18 protein-coding genes are annotated in these 21,046 nt (G+C 74.0%); 9 read left to right on the top strand and 9 right to left on the bottom strand.

The genetic code is table 11. The features are described from left to right. Positions 1 to 2: 2 nt before the first annotated feature. Genes WA762_RS03810 through WA762_RS03790 form a run of 5 tightly spaced genes read right to left on the bottom strand, consistent with a single transcriptional unit; the run spans position 3 to position 5,292 of the window. The gene (locus WA762_RS03810) at positions 3 to 1,367 is read right to left on the bottom strand and encodes an STM4012 family radical SAM protein (protein WP_335932864.1); all 1,365 of its coding nucleotides are present in this window, start codon (positions 1,365 to 1,367) and stop codon (positions 3 to 5) included. Then, positions 1,364 to 2,179, bottom strand: a complete 816-nt coding sequence (locus WA762_RS03805; RefSeq protein WP_335933023.1) for an STM4013/SEN3800 family hydrolase — start codon at positions 2,177 to 2,179, stop codon at positions 1,364 to 1,366. The genes WA762_RS03810 and WA762_RS03805 overlap by 4 nt, the downstream gene beginning before the upstream one ends. Positions 2,180 to 2,216: 37 nt before the next feature. Continuing rightward, on the bottom strand, positions 2,217 to 3,377 hold the full coding sequence (locus WA762_RS03800; protein WP_335932862.1) for an STM4014 family protein: 1,161 nt from the start codon (positions 3,375 to 3,377) through the stop codon (positions 2,217 to 2,219). Further along, a complete protein-coding gene (locus tag WA762_RS03795) occupies positions 3,358 to 4,329 on the bottom strand; it encodes an STM4015 family protein (RefSeq protein ID WP_335932860.1) in 972 nt (323 codons plus the stop codon). The genes WA762_RS03800 and WA762_RS03795 overlap by 20 nt, the downstream gene beginning before the upstream one ends. 6 nt (positions 4,330 to 4,335) lie before the next feature. Then, the gene (locus tag WA762_RS03790) at positions 4,336 to 5,292 is read right to left on the bottom strand and encodes an STM4015 family protein (RefSeq protein WP_335932858.1); all 957 of its coding nucleotides are present in this window, start codon (positions 5,290 to 5,292) and stop codon (positions 4,336 to 4,338) included. A 199-nt stretch (positions 5,293 to 5,491) separates the two neighbouring features. Here WA762_RS03790 and WA762_RS03785 point away from each other — a divergent pair, with 199 nt between their 5' ends. Continuing rightward, positions 5,492 to 5,818, top strand: a complete 327-nt coding sequence (locus WA762_RS03785) for a hypothetical protein (protein WP_335932856.1) — start codon at positions 5,492 to 5,494, stop codon at positions 5,816 to 5,818. A 222-nt stretch (positions 5,819 to 6,040) separates the two neighbouring features. Then, a complete protein-coding gene (locus WA762_RS03780; protein WP_335932854.1) occupies positions 6,041 to 7,042 on the top strand; it encodes a DUF6745 domain-containing protein in 1,002 nt (333 codons plus the stop codon). Between the two features lie 230 nt (positions 7,043 to 7,272). On the opposite strand, the gene WA762_RS03775 is transcribed toward WA762_RS03780, so the two are convergent. Continuing rightward, complete coding sequence (locus WA762_RS03775) at positions 7,273 to 7,884, bottom strand: TetR/AcrR family transcriptional regulator (RefSeq protein WP_335932851.1); 612 nt, start codon at positions 7,882 to 7,884, stop codon at positions 7,273 to 7,275. Positions 7,885 to 8,062: 178 nt separating this feature from the next. Here WA762_RS03775 and WA762_RS03770 point away from each other — a divergent pair, with 178 nt between their 5' ends. The 7 genes from WA762_RS03770 (at position 8,063) to WA762_RS03740 (ending at position 15,079) form a co-directional block, all read left to right on the top strand. Continuing rightward, entirely contained in the window at positions 8,063 to 8,530 is a 468-nt protein-coding gene (locus WA762_RS03770) for a PPOX class F420-dependent oxidoreductase (RefSeq protein ID WP_335932849.1), read from the top strand. A gap of 101 nt (positions 8,531 to 8,631) precedes the next feature. Then, positions 8,632 to 9,876, top strand: a complete 1,245-nt coding sequence (locus tag WA762_RS03765; RefSeq protein WP_335932847.1) for an MBL fold metallo-hydrolase — start codon at positions 8,632 to 8,634, stop codon at positions 9,874 to 9,876. A 490-nt stretch (positions 9,877 to 10,366) separates the two neighbouring features. Next, complete coding sequence (locus tag WA762_RS03760; RefSeq protein WP_335932845.1) at positions 10,367 to 12,526, top strand: sensor histidine kinase; 2,160 nt, start codon at positions 10,367 to 10,369, stop codon at positions 12,524 to 12,526. Positions 12,527 to 12,533: 7 nt separating this feature from the next. Continuing rightward, positions 12,534 to 12,968 carry a roadblock/LC7 domain-containing protein gene (locus tag WA762_RS03755; RefSeq protein ID WP_335932844.1) on the top strand — a complete coding sequence of 145 codons (435 nt, stop codon included), beginning with the start codon at positions 12,534 to 12,536 and terminating at the stop codon, positions 12,966 to 12,968. Positions 12,969 to 12,970: 2 nt separating this feature from the next. Next, positions 12,971 to 13,342, top strand: a complete 372-nt coding sequence (locus tag WA762_RS03750) for a DUF742 domain-containing protein (RefSeq protein ID WP_335932843.1) — start codon at positions 12,971 to 12,973, stop codon at positions 13,340 to 13,342. A gap of 484 nt (positions 13,343 to 13,826) precedes the next feature. Then, positions 13,827 to 14,492: a GTP-binding protein gene (locus WA762_RS03745; RefSeq protein WP_335932842.1), complete on the top strand. Its 666-nt coding sequence runs from the start codon at positions 13,827 to 13,829 to the stop codon at positions 14,490 to 14,492. Further along, positions 14,489 to 15,079, top strand: coding sequence for a GAF domain-containing protein (locus WA762_RS03740; RefSeq protein ID WP_335932841.1), 591 nt, complete (start codon positions 14,489 to 14,491; stop codon positions 15,077 to 15,079). Before WA762_RS03745 ends, WA762_RS03740 begins: the two co-directional genes overlap by 4 nt. A 66-nt stretch (positions 15,080 to 15,145) precedes the next feature. Here WA762_RS03740 and WA762_RS03735 read toward each other — a convergent pair whose 3' ends face one another. The 3 genes from WA762_RS03735 to WA762_RS03725 all read right to left on the bottom strand — a co-directional run bounded on the left by WA762_RS03735 (position 15,146) and on the right by WA762_RS03725 (position 21,030). After that, positions 15,146 to 17,056, bottom strand: coding sequence for a DUF2264 domain-containing protein (locus tag WA762_RS03735; RefSeq protein ID WP_335932839.1), 1,911 nt, complete (start codon positions 17,054 to 17,056; stop codon positions 15,146 to 15,148). A 70-nt stretch (positions 17,057 to 17,126) separates the two neighbouring features. Then, the gene (locus tag WA762_RS03730; RefSeq protein ID WP_335932838.1) at positions 17,127 to 19,556 is read right to left on the bottom strand and encodes a polysaccharide lyase 8 family protein; all 2,430 of its coding nucleotides are present in this window, start codon (positions 19,554 to 19,556) and stop codon (positions 17,127 to 17,129) included. 22 nt (positions 19,557 to 19,578) lie between these two features. Continuing rightward, positions 19,579 to 21,030 (bottom strand): M60 family metallopeptidase, encoded by a 1,452-nt coding sequence (locus tag WA762_RS03725; RefSeq protein ID WP_335932837.1) that lies wholly within the window; start codon positions 21,028 to 21,030, stop codon positions 19,579 to 19,581. Positions 21,031 to 21,046 lie beyond the last annotated feature (16 nt).

Raw genomic sequence — 21,046 nt, 5'->3', positions numbered from 1 at the left:
GCTCACTTCAGTTCGTACGCGGCCATCGCTGACCGCACGGCCGGGGAGAACAGCTCGGGGCCCAGCGCGTCCGAGTGCGCCAGGCCCTCGGGGGAGAGCCGCAGCAGACCGGCCGCCCCGGCCGCCGCGTCCAGCCAGCCACGCTCCTCGAAACGGGCCAGCTCGGCGGGGAAGTCCTCGGCGGGGAGGCTGCCGAACCGCTCCCGGTACCCGTCCAGCGGCATCCCCGCCGCCTGGAGCACCGACTGCAGCAGATGGCGCCGACGCGCCTCGTCGCCATCGACGTACCGCCCGACCTCGGCGCGCGAGAAGTCCTCGGCGGCGGTGTAGCCGTCGATGATCGCCCGGACCTCCCGCGTCTCCACCGCGTAGTCGAAGGAGTAGTGCAGCCGCGAGGTGTACGAACGGGCTCCGCACCCCAGGCCGATCATGCCGTCCGTCTGGCAGGCGTAGTCGTCGGGCCCGTCCGCGCGCGCGGCGTCGGCACGGCGGAACATCCGCATCGACACCTGCTCGTAGCCGTGCGCCAGGAGATGGTCCCGGCCCGCGCGGTACAGCCGCAGCCGCTGCTGGTCCCAGGCGGCGTCGGCCGCGGCCTCGCCGTCCGCGCCCAGCCGCCCCAGACCGGTCAGCGGGCGCACGTACAGCGGGTACAGATACAGCTCCTCCGGCCGCCAGCCCAGCGCGGCGTCCAGCGAGAGCCGCCAGCTTTCCTCGGTCTGCCCGTCGATGCCGTAGATCAGGTCGATGTTCAGGACCGGGACCCGGGCGTCGCGTATTCGGTCCAGGGCCGCCTCCACGTCGGCGCGCCGCTGCGGCCGGACGGCGGCCCGCGCCTCCGCCTCGACGAAGCTCTGCACCCCGATGCTGATCCTGGTCGCGCCCCGGTCGGCGAGAACGGCCAGCCGGTCGGCGGTCGCGGTCGACGGAGACGTCTCGACGGACAGCGGAACGGACCGCAGATCGGCGCCCATCCGCTTCTCCGCGATGTCGCAGAGCCGCTCCAGCTCCGCCGCGGTCAGGAACGTGGGAGTGCCCCCGCCGAACGCCGCCGCGGCGAACCGCACCGGCTCCGCGTCGTCCAGCGCGTCGCGGACGGCGACGGCCTGCCGGTCCAACGCGTCGAGGTACCGGGTCGTCAGCTCGTCCGGAGCGCCGATCCGGGTGAAGAGATTGCAGAAGCCACAGCGGACCTCGCAGAACGGTATGTGGAGATAGAGCGAGAGCGCGTCCCTGCGCTCGCCCGCCCACAGCTCGCGCAGCTCGGGCCGGTCGGGCAGCGGCCGGTACGCCGTCTTGTGCGGGTAGGCGTAGACATAGCTCTGATACGGGCGGACGGCCCGCGCGGCGGTCGTGGTGCGGCTCATGACGCGGAGGCTCCCGGTTCCAGGAAGAAGTGGGCGTACGGCACCGTCCACACCGACTCGTGGCCGATCCGGTGCCCGGTGTAGCCGTCGTCCCCGTACGCCGTGCCGTGGTCGGAGCAGACGACGGCGAAGCAGCGTCGCCGGCTGCTCGCGGCGGCGAAGAGCCGGCCGATGTGCGCGTCGACGTATTCGAGCGCGGCGGCGTGGGTGGCGCGGGAATCGCCGGCCTCCCGCGTGGCCCCCGGGGTGTGGAACCAGTTGGGCTGGTGCAGCGCGGACACGTTGACGAAGAGGAACAGCCGCTGCTCCGACGGGAGCGCGGCCACCACCTCCTCGGCCCGGGCCACCTGCGCCTCGAAGGACGTGGGCGAGGCCACCCCGAACCCGGGCTCCCAGTGGCTCTCCTGGAACAGCCCGGGCAGCACGGACCCCAGCGCCCCCTGCTTGTTGAAGAACCCGACGCCGCCGATGCACACCGTGCGGTACCCCGCCGCGGCGAGGCCCGACGGCAGATCGGGGGTGTCGAAGACGAAGGTGCCCGAGGCGGTGGACTCGCTGCCCGCGAACCGGGCGGCGAACAGCCGCGGGTGCGGCCCCGGGCCGGCCGGGGTCGGCAGGAACCCCGCGAACATCGCCTGGTGGGAGGCGTAGGTGAAGCTGCCCGGCGCGTGCCGCGTCTCCCAGGCGCCGCCCGGGAGGTGGCGGGCCAGATGCGGGATGCGTCCCGCGGCGGCCAGCTCCTGCGCCACGTCGTGGCGCAGCGTGTCGAGGGTCACGAACAGCAGATCGTGACTGCCCACGACCTCGCCCATGTCCGGGTTCTCGCAGACCGCGGCGGGGCGCGCGGCGTCAGTGGGGGACGTCTGCATGGTGGTTCCTTGCTCGGTTCAGTACGGCGGCGACCTGCGCCGCATAGGTGTCCAGGCCCTCGGCTCCGCCGCCGGGGAGCCCGGTCAGCCGCGGCAGCAGGTCGCCGAAGGCGTTGACCTCGCAGACGGCGAAGCGCCGCAGGTCGGACGAGGGCAGCAGATCGACGCCGACGCACAGGGTGTCCGGGAAGCACGCCGCGGCCCGTTCGCACACGGCCAGGGCGTCGGCCCAGCTGCCGCCCGCGGCGGCCACGGCCGAACGGAAGTCGTCGAGGCTCCCGCGCGCGCCGCCGAGGTGGAGGTTGGTCATGGGGGAGCGGCTGGTCCGCACGACGGCATGGGTGGCCCGGCCCGCCACCACCACGACCCGCAGATCCGCCGCCCGGCCGCGCCGGGTCGCCTTGGGCAGCCAGCGCTCGATGTGCAGCCCGTCCGGCGCGAGCGCGTCGACGATCGCGGCGACCTCCCGCTCCGTGGTGCAGCGGCGCACCCGCAGCGAGTTGAAGAGCCGGCCGGCCGCGTCCCGTTCCACCGAGGTGGTGGCCCGCACGCGGCCGGGCCCCGCCGTCTCCACGGCCAGGACCCCCGAGGCCGACGAACCGTGCGCGAGCTTCACGAAGGCCCTGGCCATGCCATGGGCGGCCATCCGCTCGCGCACATCCGCCCAGTCGCGCACCCCGGGGACCTCGGCCCCCGAGGTCGGGGACGCGGGCACCGGGACACCCGCGCCGTCCAGCACCGCGTGGCAGAGCCGCTTGTCGAAGAGGACCGCGATGTCACCGGGGGCGTCGAGCGGCACGGCGCCGGCCTCGGCGGCCGCCCGCGCCACCGACCGCACGGCGGCGGTGAACCGGGCGTACCACAGGGCCGTTCCCTCGACCCTGGTCGGATCGTCGACCGACCTGAGACGCCGCTCCACCTCCGCGTCCTCGCCGGGCGAGTCCACCCGCACGGTCTCGCCCGGCCGGAAGGCGGCCTCGCCGCGCAGGACGTCCAGCCAGGGGACGACCCGCGCGGGCGGCAGCCCGGCGGCGCGCACGGCGTCCTGGAAGAACGTCACCCGGCGGTTGCCGGGCACTCCCACGACGGCGAGACGCGGCGCCGGAGCCGCCGGATCCGGGCTATTCGCTGACGGCGACATAGCGGAACTCGTCCTCTTCCGGATCCCAGTCCTCGACCTCGTCGATGTCCCGGTTCACCCGGTCGGAACCGAGCAGGTCCCCGAGCCGGTCCATCAGGGCCTCGGTGGCGTAGTGGTGGTGCAGGTCCAGCGAGGTCAGATGGGTGAGCGGCTGGCCCGCCAGCAGCGCCTCGACCCCCTCGTCGCCCAGGGTCCCCATCGCGAGGGAGAGCGACTCCAGCCGGGCGACGACCGGGGCGGAGGCGACCGCGGCCGCGATCTCGTCCTGGATCTCGCTGTTCTGCAGGCCGAGGTGGCGCAGGGCGGGAAAGGAGCCGCCGGAGAGCACGGGCGCCAGGTCCGCGACGCCCGCGTCCCCGCCGTACTCGGAGACGCCGAGCCAGAGCTCCAGGTGCTCCAGCGCGGGCAGCTCGGACGCGCCGACCGCCCGCACGACCTCGGACGGCAGCCCGCCCGATTCGAACCGCAGCCTCCGCAGCGAGGTGTGCCGCACCGGGCGCAGCGACAGCTTCGTCCCGTCGCCGTACGTGCTGCCGCACCCGCGGACCGTCAGCTCCTCCAGCCCGCCGAACGCCTCGACGACCGGGGTGACGTCGGCCATCTCCAGCCAGGACAGCTCGCACTCCTCGCCGACGACATCGGCGAGGAAGAGCGCCTTCAGAGCGGGAAAACGGTCCGCGTCACCGGCCAGCAGCTCGACCACCGGGGCGAAGGACCCGTAGTCCTCCTGCCACCACGGACCGATCAGCAGGGCCCGGACCTCCGTCGTGTCGACCGTGTCCAGGAAATGGCGCCACAGCACGTCGAACGTCAGGTCTCCCTGCCAGGCGCTCTCCAGCCGCCACGCGACGGAGTCCGCCGCCGGGAGAGGGCCGGTCTCCTCCGCTCCGGGGCGAGGCAGGGTCAGGACCGGCAGACCGTGGAACGTCTCGGGGTGTTCGATGTCGGTCATGGCCGATCACTCCGATACCGCGGTGTAGCGGCCTTCGACGCCGCGATCGCCCCAGGGCTTCTCGCGCTCCGACACGTCGACCCGCACGCCGTGCGGCTCCAGGGCCTGGACGACCCGGCGCTCCATCGGCTCGGTCATGAAGTGGTGGTGCAGATCGAGCCGCTCGAGGTGGGTGAGCGGCTGGCCCTCCAGCAGCGCCGCCGCGCCCTCGTCGCCCAGGGTGCCGTTCGACAGGTCGAGGACCCGGAGCCGGGCGACGACCGGGGCAGCCGCGACGGCCGTCGCGATCTCGTTCTGCACCTCGCTGTTGCGCAGCCCGAGGTGGGTGAGGTTCGGGAAGCGGGCCCCGGACAGCAGCGGAGCCAGGTCCGCCACCTCGGCGTCGCCCCCGTACGCGGAGACGCCGAGCCAGAGGTCCAGCCGCTCCAGCGCGGGCAGGTCGCTCTCCAGGATCCCGCGCAGCGCGCCGACCGGCATGCCTCCGGTCTCGACGGTCAGCGCCCGCAGCCGCTCGTGCCGGCAGGGGGAGAAGACCAGATCCGTACCGCCGCGCACGCCCAGCTCCAGCAGGCCGGGGAAGGCGTCGAGCAGCGACGTGACGTCGGATTGCTCGATCCAGGAGATCTCGCTCTCCTCCATCGTCATGTCTCCGACGAAGACGGCCTGGAGCGAGGTCAGCCGGTCGGCGGCCGCGGTCACCAGGCCGATCGGGTAGGAGGAGGGCTCCTCGTAGGACTCCCCCCACTGACCGACGATCAGCGCGCGGACCCCGGCCGGATCGACGGTGTCGAGGAACGTCCGGAACGCCTCCTCCCAGGTCTTCTCGCAATCGTCGTCGTACGGATCGACCGAGATGCGCCAGGCCGCCGCGTCGGCGGCCTGCGCGGGTGCTTCGCCCGTCGCGTGCTGGAAGTCGACGGCGGGCAGGCCGAGCAACTCGTGCAGATGGTCCACACCGGACATGGCCCTGAGCTCCTGGTACTGGGGAACGGCTGATGTCCGCAAGGTCTATCAAGCCGCACTGACAACGCCGTGACCGGGGACCGTCCGGCACGTGTCCGGCGTCGCCGCGGAGCCGGCCGGGGGCCGGTTGTCAGACCCTCCCCGTAGCGTCTTCCCCGTGGTCGGCACAGCGGGTGCGGCCCGTCGAGGGGAGAGGTCTGTGTACCGTCAGGGCGATGTACTGATCGTGCCGTTGGAGGAGTCGGCGGTGCCCGCGCACCTCGTGGAGGCGCCGGGCGAGCCGAGGGACGGCCGGGGGCGGATGGTCCTCGCGCTGGGCGAGGTCACCGGCCACGCCCACGCGGTCCAGGGCCCGGGCCGGCTGATGCGCGAGGCGGGAGTCTTCGGGCCGATGCTGCTGCACCTTCCCGAGGGCGGCCGGGTGGTGCACGAGGAGCACGCGGTGATACCGCTGCCGAAGGGCTGGTACCGGGTGGTGCGTCAGCGGGAGTACGCGCCGGGCGCGGTCCGCATCGTCGCCGACTGACCGACTGACCGACTGACCGACTGACCGACTGACCGACTGACCGACTGACCGATTGGCCGGCACGGCGGCCGACCGGCCGGCGGGGCACGGCCGGCGCGCGCGACGTGCCGCGACACCGGGCATACGACACCGGACACATGACACCGGACACACGAGACCGGGCCGACGACACACCCGGTCGACGACACACCGAACACCGAATCAGGGGACGGGGAAGAACCGATGCAGTACGTGGACTCATGGCGGGGCGTGGCGGCGGCGACCGGAGCGGCGGACCGGGCCGCGGCCGAGGACGGGCTGCGGCTGGCCTATCGCGGCGCCGGGCTCGCGGAACCGGAGAGGATCGTCTGGGTCGACTCGCCCAGAGCCGCCGTGGAGGCCGTCGGGAAGCTCGTCGACTCCGGCCACTCGGTGCGCGACGAGGTGCGTACCCGGCCCTGGGCCCAGGAGCGGCGCCGGATGCACGACGAACTGGGTCCGGCGGGCTGGTCCGCCCTGTGGTCGGCCACGGGGGCGCAGCTCTGGGAGACCACGGCGGCCCTCGCCGAGCGGATCAAGGCCGGCGTCGTCGCGGACCTCGCCCGGCATCCCGAGGAGGAGTCGGCCGTCCGGCTGGTGCTGCTCGACGCGGTCCTGGGCCAGCACGACGCGGCCTGGCTCGCCGCGTTCGACGGCCGGGGCGACCGGCTGAACGGCCTGGCCGAGGTGGCCAGGAACGCGGGCTGGTGGTGGCCCTACGAGCGTGCGGTGGTCATCAGCGAGCGCCCGGAGGCGCTGCACCGGGACGAGGCGGGCAGGCTGGACCGCGGGGACGGTCCCGCGCTCGCCTACCGGGACGGCTTCTCGCTCTACGCCTGGCGGGGCATGCCCGTCCCAGCGGAGTTCCTCGCGGAGCTGAACTCCCTGACCCCGCAACGCATACGTGAGGAGGAGAACGCGGAACTCCGCCGCGTGATGCTGGAGTTCTACGGCTACGACCGATACCTCTCCGAGTCGGGCGCCGAGCCCGTCCACCGGGACGAGACGGGGATCCTCTGGCGGATCGCGCTGGAGGGCGACGAGGACGTGGTGATGGTCGAGGTGGTCAACTCCACCCCGGAGCCGGACGGGACCCACCGCACGTACTGGCTCCGGGTGCCGCCGGGCACCAGGACGGCGAAGGACGGGGTCGCCTGGACCTTCGGGCTCTCCGCGGACGTGTACGAGCCCATGCTCCAGACCTGACCGCCGCGGGGCCGGACCGACCGCGTACGCGCATGGGCCGAGGGGGACGCGCGACGGACCGACGGGGATGGGACCGATGGGGGACGGGACCGACGGGGCGGGCCGATGAGGAGGAGGCTGACGGGGAAGGGGGCGACGCTTCGGCGAGGGCGCTGCACGGGCCGACCGTGGGCGATCACGACCGCCGGGGAGGAGGGGAAGGGGAGGGAACGGGGAGGGCGATCACGGTGTCAGGGCGTCAACGCCGCGCGGTCGAGGCCGAGTTCGCGGGCCAGTATCTCGTCGGTCCAGGCCAGCATCGTGGCGCGGGAGAGCGGTGCCGCGTACGAGGTCATCTGCACCGCCAGGCCGTCCAGCAGCGCGATGAGCCGCCAGGCCACGGACATCGGGTCGTCGCAGCGGAACTCACCGGCGGCGGCGCCCTCTTCGATGACCTCGGCCAGCTCCGCCTTCCACTGCTGGTCGAGATCGCCGGCCACGGTGCGCAGGGCCGGGTCGCGCGGGGAGGCGGCCCAGCCCTCGATCCGCAGCCGCCAGCCGGCGGCGCGGCCCATCGGCGCGTACCAGCGGACCGCGGCGCGCAGCCGGCGTACGGCGGTGGTGCGGCGGCTCAGCACCTTGCGCAGATGGGCGAGATCGGCCTCGGCGGCGTGCGCGAAGGCGGCCGCGACCAGCTTCTCCTTGGTCGAGAAGTGGTAGAGCACAAGCGCGTTGCTCACCCCGAGCACGGAGGCGACATCCGCGATCCGTACCGCCGAGACGCCCCTCACCTCGATCTGCTCGACGGTGGCGCGCAGGAGTTCTTCGCGTCGTTCCGCCACGCTCAGCCGCACTCTTGCCACTCCGTCAGCCTAACCAATGCCCGGGCCGGCCGATTCCCTGACCCCGGGGGAAGGCGGCCAGGACAGCCGGTCCGGAAGCGAGTCCCGGAGAGAGGGGGAAGGGCAGGCGCGGGACGGCCGGTCCGGACGGGGACGGGGAGCGCGGAATCCTGCCGTGTCCACGTGCGTTGGACCCGGCATGACGCGTATCGACACACCGGACACACCAGGGACACCGGACGCGCGACGCGAAGCGCTGCTCGGCCTGCTCGGCGACCAGGACGGCGGGGTGCTCGTCACCCTGGGGCGGGACGGCAGACCACAGCTGTCCAACGTGAACCACCACTACTACCCGGACGAGGGCGTCGTCCGCGTCTCGGTCACCGAGGACCGGGTGAAGACGAGGAACCTCCGCCGCGACCCGCGGGCGAGCTACCACGTCACCAGCCCGGACCGCTGGGCCTGGACGGTCGTGGACGGGACGGCCGAGCTGCCCCCGCCGGCCGCCGATCCGCACGACGCGACGGTGGAGGAACTGGTCGCGCTCTACCGCGACGTCCGGGGCGAGCACCCCGACTGGGACGAGTTCCGCGACGCGATGGTCCGGGACCGGCGCGTCGTGCTGCGCCTGCGCGTCGAGCACGTCTACGGCCAGTCGCGTGACTGACGGCACCGGGCCCGCCGGTCAGCCCGTCGGGTGCTCCGCTCTCGCGCGGTCGTGCCCCCCGCTCATAATTGATGACGACACCGACTCCCCCAGGAGATGATGTGACCGGCGCCGACCCTCTGTCCTCGCTCCGCACCCGGCTGCTCTCCTTGCGCCCCGCCGCGTTCGGCGCGGATCCGGAGGGCGCCCGCATGGCGCGGATCCGCCGCTCGCCCAACTTCGCCGACGGAACCTTCCAGAACCCGGTGGGCGCGCGGACCAGACCGTCGGGCTCGGCGCTGGAGTTCGCGAAGGTCTACTTCCGCAAGGAGGGGCGGCTGCACAGGGCGCCGGCCGGCACCGTCCCCGTCCACGCCACCACGTACGCGGACCTGGCGGAGCCGCCGCCCACCGGGCTGCGGCTCACCTGGATGGGTCATTCCAGCGTGCTCGCCGAGATCGACGGCGGGCGAGTGCTCTTCGACCCGGTATGGGGCGAGCGCTGCTCGCCGTTCGCCTTCGCCGGCCCGCGGCGGCTGCACCCGGTGCCGCTTCCGCTCGCCGCGCTCGGCCCGGTGGACGCGGTGGTGATCTCGCACGACCACTACGACCACCTCGACCTGCCGACGGTCAAGGCCCTCGCGAGCACGGGCACGGTCTTCGTGGTCCCGCTCGGCGTCGGCGCCCACCTGGAACGATGGGGCGTGCCCGACGACCGGGTGCGCGAGCTGGACTGGAACGAGACCGCGAAGGTCGCCGGGACGGCCCTCACCGCCACTCCGGCCCGGCATTTCTGCGGGCGCGGACTGCGCAACCAGCAGCACACGCTCTGGGCGTCCTGGGTGGTCGCCGGGGCGGAGCACCGGATCTACCACAGTGGCGACACCGGTTACTTCCCCGGTTTCCGGGACATCGGCGCCGAGCACGGCCCGTTCGACGCGACCATGATCCAGATCGGCGCCTACTCCGAGTACTGGCCCGACATACACATGACGCCGGCCGAGGGCATGCGGGCCCATCTCGACCTCCAGGGCGGAGTGCCGCTGGGCACGATGCTCCCGATCCACTGGGCCACCTTCAATCTCGCCCCGCACCCCTGGGCCGAGCCGGGCGAGGGCACCGTCGCCGCCGCCGAGGACGCGGGCGCCGCCGTCGCCCTGCCACGGCCCGGCGAGCCCTTCGAACCCACGGCGCCGAGCCTTCCCACCGATCCGTGGTGGCGTGCGGTGGCCCCGCAGCCGGTGGAGCGCCGGCCCGCGGGCGCCGCGCGGATCACGGATCTCACCGCCGGTGCGGCGCCGGACACCTCCCCGGCGGGTGTGACGGCCGGGGACGAGCACGCCGAGGCGGCGGCCCCGACGCCATGACGGGGTCACGGCCCCGCGTCGGCCTCACCCGCACGGGGGAACCCTTTCCCTCTCCCCGCACCCCGCCTGCCCGTTTCGGGTGAACCCCGCCCGCTCCGGGTATTCCGGACGGGGGAGCGGAAACAGGGGAGCGCGGCCCCGGAAGTGCGAAGGAAGACGGCTCGGTCCGTCCGGTACCGCCGGACGGACCGAGCCGTTCCGTGTGTTCAGGAGTTCGCCTCGTACGCCGTCGGAGTGGCCGTCGGCCGGGTGCCCCATCCGGAGTAATCGACCCTGTGTGCGAGACGTCACACCGGAGTGGGACGGATGGCGGGCAAGTTCGACAACTGCCCGTCGCGCATACGCGATTGACGACTACCGTGTGTGCCCGGCGATCAACGGTGGGCTTCCATGGACGAGCCCGCCCGACCGCCGGACCGAGCCCGACCGAGCACCGCAGGGGCTCACACCTGGACGCCGATCGCCGGCGCCGCACGCACCGAGGACACTGATGTCTCAACTTCGCGCACCCGAGGCGCGACCGGAACGCCGCGAGGGCGGTCGGCACGGCCGACCGGGCAACCGTTCCCACGCGGCCTCCGCGAGGCCCCGCCCCGCCCAGCCGTCCCCCGAGACGCGCATACGCCCTCGGATGCTGCGCACCGCGGTGCTGCCGGCGGTCGTCGCGGCGCTGAGCGGGGCCGCCGCGGTCGTCTGCACCATCCGCGTCACCGGGGCCCGGCCGTCCACGCCGCTGTGGATCGCCCTGGGCGGTGCCGGCGCCCTGGCGCTCGCCGCCGTGCTGTCCGCGTACCTCGCCGCCAACCGGGTCGCCACCACCGTCTTCGGCCGGTGCCTGGCGCTCCGCCGCACCAGCGCCCAGGGCCGGGCCGAACTGCAACAGGTGGTGGAACACCTCCGCAAGGGCGAGTCCATGCCCGCCCGGCGCCCGGTGCAGCAGGCCGCCCCCGGCGGCGACGCCTTCGAGCTCCTCGCGCAGGAGCTGGGCCGTCACCAGGAGTTCGCCGTCGTCGCCGTCGTGGAGGCGTCCCGGCTCGCCGACCACACCGGCGAGGAGCAGAAGGTCGAGGTCTTCGTCAACCTCGCCCGCCGGCTGCAGTCGCTGGTGCACCGCGAGATCCAGCTGCTCGACGAGCTGGAGCACGAGGTCGAGGACCCCGATCTGCTCAAGGGCCTCTTCCACGTCGACCATCTCGCCACCCGCATCCGGCGGCACGCGGAGAACCTCGCCGTTCTCGGCGGCGCCGTCTCGCGGCGGCAGTGGAGCAGCCCGGTCACCATGACCGAGGTCCTGCGCTCGGCGATCGCCGAGGTCGAGCAGTACCCCCGGGTCAAACTCGTCCCGCCGATCCACGGCACCCTGCGCGGTCACGCCGTGGCCGACGTCATCCATCTGCTGGCCGAACTGGTCGAGAACGCCACGGTGTTCTCCGCCCCGCACACCCAGGTGCTGCTGCGCGCCCAACAGGTCACCGCCGGGCTGGCGCTCGAAGTCGAGGACCGGGGCCTGGGCATGCCGGGCGACGAGCAGAAGCGGATGAACGCCCTGCTCGCCGACCCCGACCAGGTCAATGTGGCCCGTCTGCTGCAGGACGGCCGGATCGGCCTGTTCGTCGTCGCGTCCCTGTCCCGCCGACACGGCATCGCGGTACGGCTGCAGAGCAACATCTACGGGGGCACCCAGGCCGTGCTCGTCCTGCCCCGCACCCTGCTGGGCGCGGACGACGACGTCCCGGACGAGACGGGCGCGACACCGCTGCCGAACCCCGGCCCCGGGCACCGCCCATCGGCCGGGCAAGGCGCCGAGACCCTCCGCCGGCCCGTCCCCGACGCCCCCGCGGCTCCGGACCGGCGCCGGAACCATGACGGCGGCGCCCCGCACCCGAACCCGCGTCAGAACGACGACGCGCACCGGGGCCGGACCGGGCACCGGCCGGGGGGCGCCGGACCGGGCGCGGACCCCCGTCGCCCACCGGACGACGGCGCACCGCCGGGCACCGACCCGGCCCCGCGTTCCGGCCCCGCGGCCGACGCACGGCCGGGCAGCAGGCGGCAGCCGTACGTCCCGAGCCAACCGCTGGGCCTGCCCGCGCGCGCCCGGCGTCCCGGCCAATCCGCCCCGGACGAGCCGCGCCCCGGCACCCGGTACCCGGACGACGGGCCGTCGGCGGCCGACGCCCGGTCCGGGGCAGCCCGCGCCGCCGATCGGCCCCGACTGCCCAGGCGCACCCACCAGGAGAACCTGGCGCCGCAGCTCAGGCAGCCCCCGGCACCCCGTCCCGAGGACGATCACGCACTCCACGACCCCGGTCTCATGGCGGCCTTCCGGCGCGGCATCGATCTGGCCGAGGCCCGGAGCGAGTCCGAGCCCCGGAGCGAATCCGAGGCCGGCGGCGAGCGCGGGGTCCGGAGCGAGTCCGACGTCCGGAACGCGTACGAGACGGGCGGCGGGGCAGGGCCCGGCGGCCCGGGCGCGGAACCGGTCCCCGACCGGGCGACGCCCCGCGACCGGCAGTCCCGCACCGCGCCCGAACCCCTTCCGGTCCGGGTGCGGACGACGCCGTTCGCCCCGCACCGCCCCGCCCCGGGCCAGGGCGCGGGTCCCTCCCCGGTGGGCGATCCCCACGAAGCGAACATCCCCAAGGAGTAGATGCGCCATGGCGACCGATATGCCGTCCGGTCAGGTGTCGGACCTCGACTGGTTGCTGAGCGGGCTGGTGCAGCGTGTGCCGTACACACGCAGCGCGGTCCTGCTCTCCGCCGACGGGCTGGTGAAATCCCTCCACGGCATGGACGGCGACAGCGCCGACCACATGGCCGCGCTGGCCGCCGGACTGTACTCGCTCGGCCGCAGCGCCGGGGCCCGCTTCGGGGACAACGGCGACGTGCGCCAGGTGGTGGTCGAGCTGGACTCGACCCTGCTCTTCGTCTCCACGGCGGGCTCGGGCACCTGCCTCGCCGTGCTCGCCGGGCGGGAGGCGGACGCCGCCGTGCTGGGCTACGAGATGACCATGCTGGTCAAGAGCGTCCGGCCCTATCTGATGACCCCGGCCAGACAGCCGGCCGTGGTACCGAGCGTCACGGGGCTGTGAGAGTGCCGCTGTCGCAGGACGGGCCCTTGCTCGACGACGCGGCCGGGCGGCTCATCCGCCCGTACACCGTGAGCAACGGCAGGACCCGTCCGACGACCGTGCTCGACCTGCTCTCCCTGGTGAGGGCCACGGGCGCCGAACCACCGGCCCCGCTCGGTCCCGAGCACTCCGTCGCGCTGGGGCTGTGCGGCGGGCCCACGTCCGTGGCCGAGATCGCCGCGCACCTGCGGCTGCCCGCGGTCGTCACCAAGGTACTGGTCTCCGATCTGGTGGACTGCGGGGCAGTCACCGCGCATCCGCCCGCCTTCCATGACACGCCCACCGACCGATCCCTGCTGGAGGCAGTGCTCGATGGCTTACGACGACAGCTCTGACGGCTTCGGCAGCTCCGCCGCGTACGACGACGGCGCACGCTCCGGAGACCACGGACGGCCCGGAAGCCATGGACTCCAGGAAACGCACGATCTCCGGCGACGTCACGTGAGCCATGAGCCCCACGCGGCCCAGGGGACCCACTGGGCTCACGGGGCGCCGGGCGGCCACATCTTCCCCTCGCCTTCCGGGATCCCGGGAGGGCGCGACCGTCCCGGGACCCCGGGAGACCCCGACCGTCCTTCGGTTCCGGGAGACCTCGGCCGTGCCGGCGGGTACGCGGGCTCCGGCCCTGTGCACCGCTCCGGCGCGTTCCCGGGCGCCGCCGGGGCCCATGATTCCGCCGGTCGGCTCCGGGAAGTCGCTGGGTCCTACGACCCCGCAGCGCCCTACGAATCCGCCGCGTCCTGCGATCCCGCCGGGTCCTACGACAGCACAGCGCCGTACGATCCCCTCGGACCGGGCGGGCCCGGCGGCTCCTACGGCATGGGCACGCTCCCCGCCCCCGGCGGTGGACACGCCCCGGACCGCGGCGTCGGCACGGACACCGGCCCCGGCGCGCCCGAGGGCTTCCCGGTCGCGCTCAAGGTGCTGGTGGCGGGCGGGTTCGGCGTCGGCAAGACGACGTTCGTCGGCGCTGTCAGCGAGATCGCGCCGCTGAGCACGGAGGAACTGCTCACCCAGGCAGGCGCCGCGACGGACAATCTCGACGGCGTCGAGTCCAAGACGTCCACCACCGTGGCCATGGACTTCGGCCGCATCACGCTCGACGAGCGGCACGTCCTCTATCTGTTCGGCACGCCCGGCCAGGAGCGCTTCTGGTTCATGTGGGACGAGCTCTCCCAGGGCGCGCTGGGAGCGGTGGTGCTCGCCGACACCCGGCGGCTCACCGAGTGCTTCGCCGCCGTCGACTTCTTCGAGCGGCGCGGCATCGGCTTCATCGTCGCGGTGAACGAGTTCGATGGCGCCCACCGCTACGAGGCCGAGGAGGTGCGGACCGCGCTCGACCTGGGGCCCGACGTGCCGGTCGTGCGGTGCGACGCCCGGATCGCCAGCTCCGGCACGGGGGCGCTGGTCACCCTCGTCCAGCACCTCATCAACGCCACCGCCGCCGTGCCCGACCCGCTCACCGCCTTCGGAGCCCGCTCATGACCCGGCGGCCCGTCTCCGACCGGCTGCTGCTCACGCCCGTCGACCACGACGCCGCCGTCCGCACCCGCCGGCTGCGGACGCTCGGTCTCGGGGAGCGCGCCGACGCCTCGTTCGACAACTTCGACGCGTTCGCGGACCGGGTGGCCGAGGTCACCGACGTGCCCTTCTCCATGGTCAACTTCATCGACGGCAACCGGCAGTTCTTCGCCGGGCTGCACACGCCGACCGGCGTCCACAAGGGAACCGACCTGGGCGCGGTGGCCGCGGGCAGCAGCCGGGCGGGCAGGTACGTGGCCCTGGACCGCGGCTACTGCCCGCACGTCGTCGTACGGCGCAAGGCGCTCGTGCTGGAGGACGTCTGCGACTATCCGCGCTTCGCGGGCAACCCGGTGGTCGACGACATAGGCATCCGCTCCTATCTCGGCGCCCCGCTCATCGACCGCACGGGCGTCGCCCTGGGCGCGGTCTGCGCGGTCGACACGGTGCCCCGCTCCTGGGGAAGGACCGGGCTCGACACGATCAAGTCCCTGGCGCGGGAGCTCGTCGGCCACATCGACCAGCGGGAGGGCATCGGCACCGGGATCTGACCGCCCGGCACGCGGCCGGCGCACCGGCGGGACCCCGCGGCCCGCGCCCTCGTGCCCCGTCCGCGCTCAGACCTCGACCGTCGTGCCGTCCAGGAACGTCAGCACCACCGAATCCGCGCCCGCGCTCACCCGCACCGCGTCCCGCAGCGCCTCCGGATGCAGGGTGTCCCGGGAGAGGGCGATCAGCGAGACATGGACGCTGCGCCCTCCCGGGTGCGGCCGGCTGCTCAGATACGGGATCGCCGAGCGCGGACCGTACGCGTTGGACTGGACGTCGCGCGCCACGGCCGCCCCTTCCGCGCCGCCGTCCCAGCCGTGCAGCGCGACCACGGCACTGCTCAGACCGTCCGCCGTACGGGCCAGTGCCCAGTCGGGACCGGACAGGGCGTACGGGCTCTCCGTGTGCGCGACCGGGTGGCCGCCCTCGCGCACCACCGCCCCCTCGGGCGCCTCGACGCGGTGCACCCGGATCTCCCACGGGCCGTGCAGCACGCTCGTCGTCTCGATTCGGTACGGACGGTCGTCACCGGGGAGCTTCGCCGCGTACCACGAGGAGGCCACCCGGCCCTCGCAGCGCAGCGGATGGATGCGACGGCGCGGCGACGGGGCGCCGTCCGGGGCCACGAGCGCCAGATGGCCGTCGAGGTGACGGGCCACGGCGTGCGGGGCGGACTCCGGGGCGGTCGCCGTCGAGAAGGCGAGCGCCGCGTAGTGCGGGTCGTGCGTGCCCTCGGACGGGTCGGCGCCCTCGCCGTACGGGGGATTGTGGTCGCTGCCGTGGTTGATCAGCCGCACGATGCCGTCGTCGCGGGTGCCGTGCAGCAGCCAGCCGGGCGCGGGCAGCGCCGTGTACTGGTCCGACTCCTCGACGGGCAGCGGGAGTTCACGTGCCGTCCACACCGGATGGTCCGCGGGAAGCAGCAGCCCGAGGAAGCCCTTGCTCGCCCAGTACGGCGACGCGGGGCCGGAATACGGCTGGGTGGTGGGCAGGAAGGCGTCGTACCAGCCGAGCGTCAGCAGCCCCCGCTCGTCCGGCACACCGCGCTCGACGAAATGCCGCAACGTGCCCGACGCCAGGCGGCGGGTGAGGCCCGGGGCGAGCGGTGTGCAGTCGGCCAGCGCCCCCATCCACACCGGGGCCAGCGCGGCGAACCGGTACGTCAGGGAACGCCCCTGATGGACCGGTGCGCCGTCCGAGCCGAAGAAGTGCGGATAGTCCTCCAGGAACCTGCTGAGCCGCTGCCGGTAGACCTCGGTCCGGCCGCCGTCGTCGGCGCCCGCCATCCGCGACCACAGCAGCGGGTACAGATGCATGGCCCAGCCGATGTAGTAGTCGAAGTTGCGGCCGTCGCCGTCGGTGTACCAGCCGTCCCCGACGTACCAGTCCTCGATCCGGTCCAGACCGCCCTCGATGTCGGACCGGCTGTGGGGAGCGCCGACCGAGGCCAGGAACTGTTCCGACACCACCTGGAACAGCCGCCAGTTGTTGTCCCAGGTGCGGCCGCCGACGAACCCGGAGAACCAGTCGACGACCCGTTCCTGCACCCTCGCGTCGAGCCGGTCCCAGATCCACGGCCGGGTCTCGTGCAGCGCCACCGCGACCGACGCCGCCTCCACCATCTGCTGGGAGCAGTCCGTCAGGCGCGGCCAGGCTTCGGCGCTCCCCGGGTCGGCGCCCGCCGCGAGACCCGCGGCGTAGCGTTCGACGAGCGCCGGGTCGACCGCCCCGCCCGCGCCCGCGATCCGGCAGGCGGCGAGCAGGAACGACCGGGCGAACCCTTCGAGACCGTCCGACACGACCCCCGACCAGCTGCCGCGGCCGGGCAGCCGGTACTGGGCGAGGCCGGGGGTCGCGTACGGCGCCAGCGCCTCCAGCATCCGGTCGGCCGTCGCCTCCCAGTGCGCCCGGGTCCAGCCGGTGCGGGACGACAGGAGCCGGTCGGTCGGGGGCAGGTGCAGATGCGGGGCGACGGACATGGTGGTGCTGCTCCTCGGAGGATCGGTGGGAAGGACGTCGGGACGGGAAGGGAAGGGCGGTGACCGGCGGCTACCGGACGAGCTCGGCCCGGTGGGTGTGGCCGCGCGAGCCGCCGACGGCGATGGTGAGCACGGTCCGGCGGCCCGCCGTGACGGCCACCGTGTCGTCGCTCTCGACCACCGCCCCGGTGCGGAAGGGGAGTTCGACCGAGACGGCGGCGGACGTCCGGCCCGGATCGGAGACCGCCACCGAGACCCGGGGGCCCCGGCGGCGCACCAGCACCGAGGCCGGGCCGGACGAGGTGATCCCGGCCGCGGTCCCCGCCGCCCAGAAGTTCACCGCGGTGAGACCCGTCCGGGGCATCTCCACGGCCTGCGCGACGGCGTCGTTGGCGACGATCCGCACCGGCCGCGAACGCGACCAGGCCGAGGTCGCGGCGGCCGTCGCGCCGGGCAGCAGCACATAGGTGTATCCGGCGTCCGCGGGGGAGACCCCGTGGCCGATCCACAACGTGAGATAGCGGCGGGTGACCGGATCGGCGCCGCCCCCGGTGTCCGCACCGGTGTTGACGGACCGCCAGGTGCCGGTGCGCTCCTCGCGCAGCGCGCGCAGCGGCGACCCGCCGGGGAAGACATAGCCGCCCACCCCGTCCAGATGCGCCCACCGCGCCCCCGCGAAGGAGTGGGACCAGCCCTGCTCCGCCGGCCGGGGGACGCCGTCGACCAGCAACCGGTGCCGGCCGCGGGCGCCGAGGTTGCGGTTCTCGACGACCGTCTCCACCTCGTGCCCGTCGTCCGCGGTGATGCCCGCGCCCAACGCCACCACCGCGTCGTCGAGCAGGAACCAGGACTTCCTGGCCCGCAGCGTGGTGCCGGGGGCGCCGAACAGCTCCATCGCGGCGGCTCCGTACCGTCCGTCCAGCACCGCCCCGCCCGCGACGGCGTTCCCCGGACAGTAGGTGGAGGTGCCGGAACCCGTGCCGAGATCGGCCCGCGGGCGGGTGTCCACGGTGGTACCGGGCAGCCGGTACGGGTCGACGGTGGGCCAGAAGCCGTCGTTGAACTGCCCCAGGTCGTCCCCGGTGTACAGGTACGTCATGCCGTCGCCGGTGTACCAGCCGTGCAGGTTCTCGCCGTTGCCCGCCTCGTACGCGGAGATCCGCTTCGACGAGAGCGACAGCGCGCAGGCCCAGCCGGGGCGGCGGTGCACCACGCGGTCCATGTCGGCGAAGACGGCGCTGCCGGTGGTGCGCGCCCCGGCCGGGACGGAACGGTCGTTCAGGACCGCCTTCGCCAGGGCGAGCTGGGGCACGGTCGCCAGGGCCGCGAACGGGGTGGTGCGGTTGCGGGTCAGCCACCCCTTGACCAGCGACCGCCAGCGTTCGGCGTACGCTGCGGGGGCGCCGGACGCGAGCAGCAGGATCGCGCCGACGGCGGTCGCGCCGTCGCGGTGGTCGCCGGCGCGCTCCCGGGAGACCGCCCGGCCGCGCACCGCGTCCATCATCAGACCGTCGAAGACCACCGGGGCGAAGGTCCGCTCGACGGCCTCGTACATCACCGACACCTTCGGGTCGGCGACCGCCCAGGGGGAGTCCGCGAGCAGCGCCAGCAGGAAGGCGGCGCCGCCCAGCAGCACCACGCCGTAGGAACCGGTGTAGGCGACCACGTCGTGCTGGACGAACGAACCGTCCTCGTAGAACCCGTCGCCCGACGTCGCGTACCGGAAGAGGCTGTTGCGGCCGCCGTCGCGCACGTCGGAGAGCGCGTCGCGGGCCGAGACCAGCTTGGCGGCGTCCCGCCCCAGCAGGCCGCGCAGCGCCACGATCACCGCCTTGTCGGTGCGGTTCGCGCCGGTCTCGGCCAGCGCGGGGGAGTTGGTGCGGCGGTCCGCGTCGGGGCAGAAGCGGTCGACGACCGCCAGATAGTCCGCCAGGTCCGTCGCCGGAAGGAGATCGCGCAGGACGACGCAGCAGTCCATCAGCGCGCGCGGGGCGCCGATCTCCCAGAACCACCAGTTGCCGGTCTCGCGCCGGTCCGGGTGGTACGCGGTGTCGTGGAGGAAGCGCAGCGCGGCGAGGAGGGCGTCCGCCACCTCGCGGTCGCCGGCCATCGAGGTGCCCTCGGTCGCCCACGTGGTCGCGAGGGTGCGCAGCCGGGTGTAGCTCTGGCCGAAGTTGCCCGCCTCGTCCTGCGGGACCAGGTCGGGCCAGAGCGCGGCCCGCCCGGCGCCCCGGTCCAGGGTGTTCCAGAGCTCCTTCGCGGTGGTGTCGAGGGCGGCGACGGCCCCGGTGAAGTCGGGGTCGCGCGGGTCGAAGCCGCGGCCGGTCAGGAGCGTCGCGGCCCGGCGGAGGAGGGCCTCGAAGTCCGCGTCCGAGGGCGCCGCCGCGGGCGCGGCGGAGGCGGCGGCCGGCCGCGCCAGCGCGGGGCCCGCCGAAGCCGTGAGCGCGGCGACGGCCGTGGCGCCGCCCGCCGCGATGAGGGTCCTTCTGCTGAGGTTCATGGTGACTCCCGGTCGGCCGTGGTCAGTCGGTCAGCGTCGACGGGTCGACCGGCGGCTCCGGCAGATTCAGCGCCGCGAGTTCGGCCCTGCCGACGGCGTCGATCGGGAACGCCCAGGTGTGCACGAAGAAGTCCGTGAGGTCATGGCCCGCGACCCGGCTGGAGAAGGTGGCGAGGGCCCGGTACCGCTTCTCGTTCTCGGTGTACTGCGACTGCGGGTTCTCCTCGCGCACCAGCCGGTGCAGCCGGGGCCAGAAGTCGTCGCCGAAGGCCAGCTCCAGCTGACGCAGCGGGACGAGCTGCTCGTACGCGCCGAAGGACTTCTCATACGTCAGCCCCGGCGTGCCGAACTTCTGCCGTGCCGACTGGAAGTAGTCGAGCCCGGTCTTCGGGTCGACGGTGAGGAGATTGGACGGCTGCTTCAGCGTGCGCTGCGCGGCCAGCGAGTAGATGTTGACCGTGACCTCGGTCAGACCGGCCGGCTTGTAGGCGAACTGCTGGTGCAGATGGCCGAGTTCGTGGTAAAGCCCCCAGCCCCGGGTGCGCAGCCCGGTCACGGTCGTCGCCCGGTCGAGATAGGCCCGGGGAAAGCCGTTGTAGCCGTGGGTCGCGTACGCGCCGACCCCGGAGGGCACCTTGCTGACCTCGGTGAAGTGGTACGGCCCGGCCTTGCGCCGGTGCACCGGCCGGGAACCGTCGAGACCGCTGATCCGGGCGTGGGAGTCGATGATCGTCTCCATCAGGGCGAGCAGCGCGGCGTGGTCCTCGTCGCGGTACAGCAGCGCGCCCTCGCGAGTGAGCGTCATGATGGTGTGCGGCGCGTGCAGTTCGACGTACGGCGACGCGGTGAGCGTGTCCAGCTGCCGCTGGTAGTCGGCCTCGGTGGTGCGGCCGAGCGCGAAGACCGGCATGGCGACCGTGCCGGAGCGGATCAGCACGCCGGCCCGCTCGCCGTCGCCCGTCAGGGTCAGATAGACCGGGCCGCCGTGCGGGTCCGTCACGGTGTTGGCGCCGGCGGTCAGCGGATACGAGCGCGGCTCGGTGACCTCTCCGTAGTAGTCCCAGGCGCCGATCCAGAGGGTGGGCAGCACCCCGTCGTGCGGCTGGACGGTGAGGGAGACGGGGGTTCCCGGCACGGCGCAGCGGCCGGTGGGCTGGAACTCCGAGCCCCGCAACGCCTGCCCCAGCCGGAGCCGTTCGGCCTCGGCGGCGGGCCGGGCGGTCAGCGCCAGCTTGACCGGCCGGGCGCCGTGCCCGCCGGGGGCGGAGGCCGCCGCCGACGCGACGGCCGGACCGGCGCCCAGGGCGAGCGCCGCGCCGGCCCCCGCCCCCACCGCGGCGGCGAGCACGGAGCGCCGGGAACGGAGGCCGTCGGGCGACCAGGGAACCGAGGGGGCGGCCGGCCCGGAGATCGCGGTGAAGGAAGAAGCGGAGGAACGGGCGGAGGAGCCGGCGGGGTCAGAGGGCATGCGCATGCGGAGATCTCCCTGC

This window comes from Streptomyces tyrfis, from assembly GCF_037034285.1.
GTDB lineage: Bacteria > Actinomycetota > Actinomycetes > Streptomycetales > Streptomycetaceae > Streptomyces.
The sequence above is the reverse complement of the archived record's forward strand: the minus strand, read 5'-3'. Positions and strand labels throughout refer to the sequence as shown.

Excerpts from the sequence above, each read along its gene's own strand:
- WA762_RS03810 (WP_335932864.1), bottom strand. The coding sequence starts at position 1,367 with ATGAGCCGCACCACGACCGCCGCGCGGGCCGTCCGCCCGTATCAGAGC.
- WA762_RS03805 (WP_335933023.1), bottom strand. The coding sequence starts at position 2,179 with ATGGGCGAGGTCGTGGGCAGTCACGATCTGCTGTTCGTGACCCTCGAC.
- WA762_RS03800 (WP_335932862.1), bottom strand. The coding sequence starts at position 3,377 with ATGTCGCCGTCAGCGAATAGCCCGGATCCGGCGGCTCCGGCGCCGCGT.
- WA762_RS03795 (WP_335932860.1), bottom strand. The coding sequence starts at position 4,329 with ATGACCGACATCGAACACCCCGAGACGTTCCACGGTCTGCCGGTCCTG.
- WA762_RS03790 (WP_335932858.1), bottom strand. The coding sequence starts at position 5,292 with ATGTCCGGTGTGGACCATCTGCACGAGTTGCTCGGCCTGCCCGCCGTC.
- WA762_RS03780 (WP_335932854.1), top strand. The coding sequence starts at position 6,041 with ATGCAGTACGTGGACTCATGGCGGGGCGTGGCGGCGGCGACCGGAGCG.
- WA762_RS03770 (WP_335932849.1), top strand. The coding sequence starts at position 8,063 with ATGACGCGTATCGACACACCGGACACACCAGGGACACCGGACGCGCGA.
- WA762_RS03760 (WP_335932845.1), top strand. The coding sequence starts at position 10,367 with ATGTCTCAACTTCGCGCACCCGAGGCGCGACCGGAACGCCGCGAGGGC.
- WA762_RS03755 (WP_335932844.1), top strand. The coding sequence starts at position 12,534 with ATGGCGACCGATATGCCGTCCGGTCAGGTGTCGGACCTCGACTGGTTG.
- WA762_RS03745 (WP_335932842.1), top strand. The coding sequence starts at position 13,827 with ATGGGCACGCTCCCCGCCCCCGGCGGTGGACACGCCCCGGACCGCGGC.
- WA762_RS03740 (WP_335932841.1), top strand. The coding sequence starts at position 14,489 with ATGACCCGGCGGCCCGTCTCCGACCGGCTGCTGCTCACGCCCGTCGAC.
- WA762_RS03735 (WP_335932839.1), bottom strand. The coding sequence starts at position 17,056 with ATGTCCGTCGCCCCGCATCTGCACCTGCCCCCGACCGACCGGCTCCTG.
- WA762_RS03730 (WP_335932838.1), bottom strand. The coding sequence starts at position 19,556 with ATGAACCTCAGCAGAAGGACCCTCATCGCGGCGGGCGGCGCCACGGCC.
- WA762_RS03725 (WP_335932837.1), bottom strand. The coding sequence starts at position 21,030 with ATGCGCATGCCCTCTGACCCCGCCGGCTCCTCCGCCCGTTCCTCCGCT.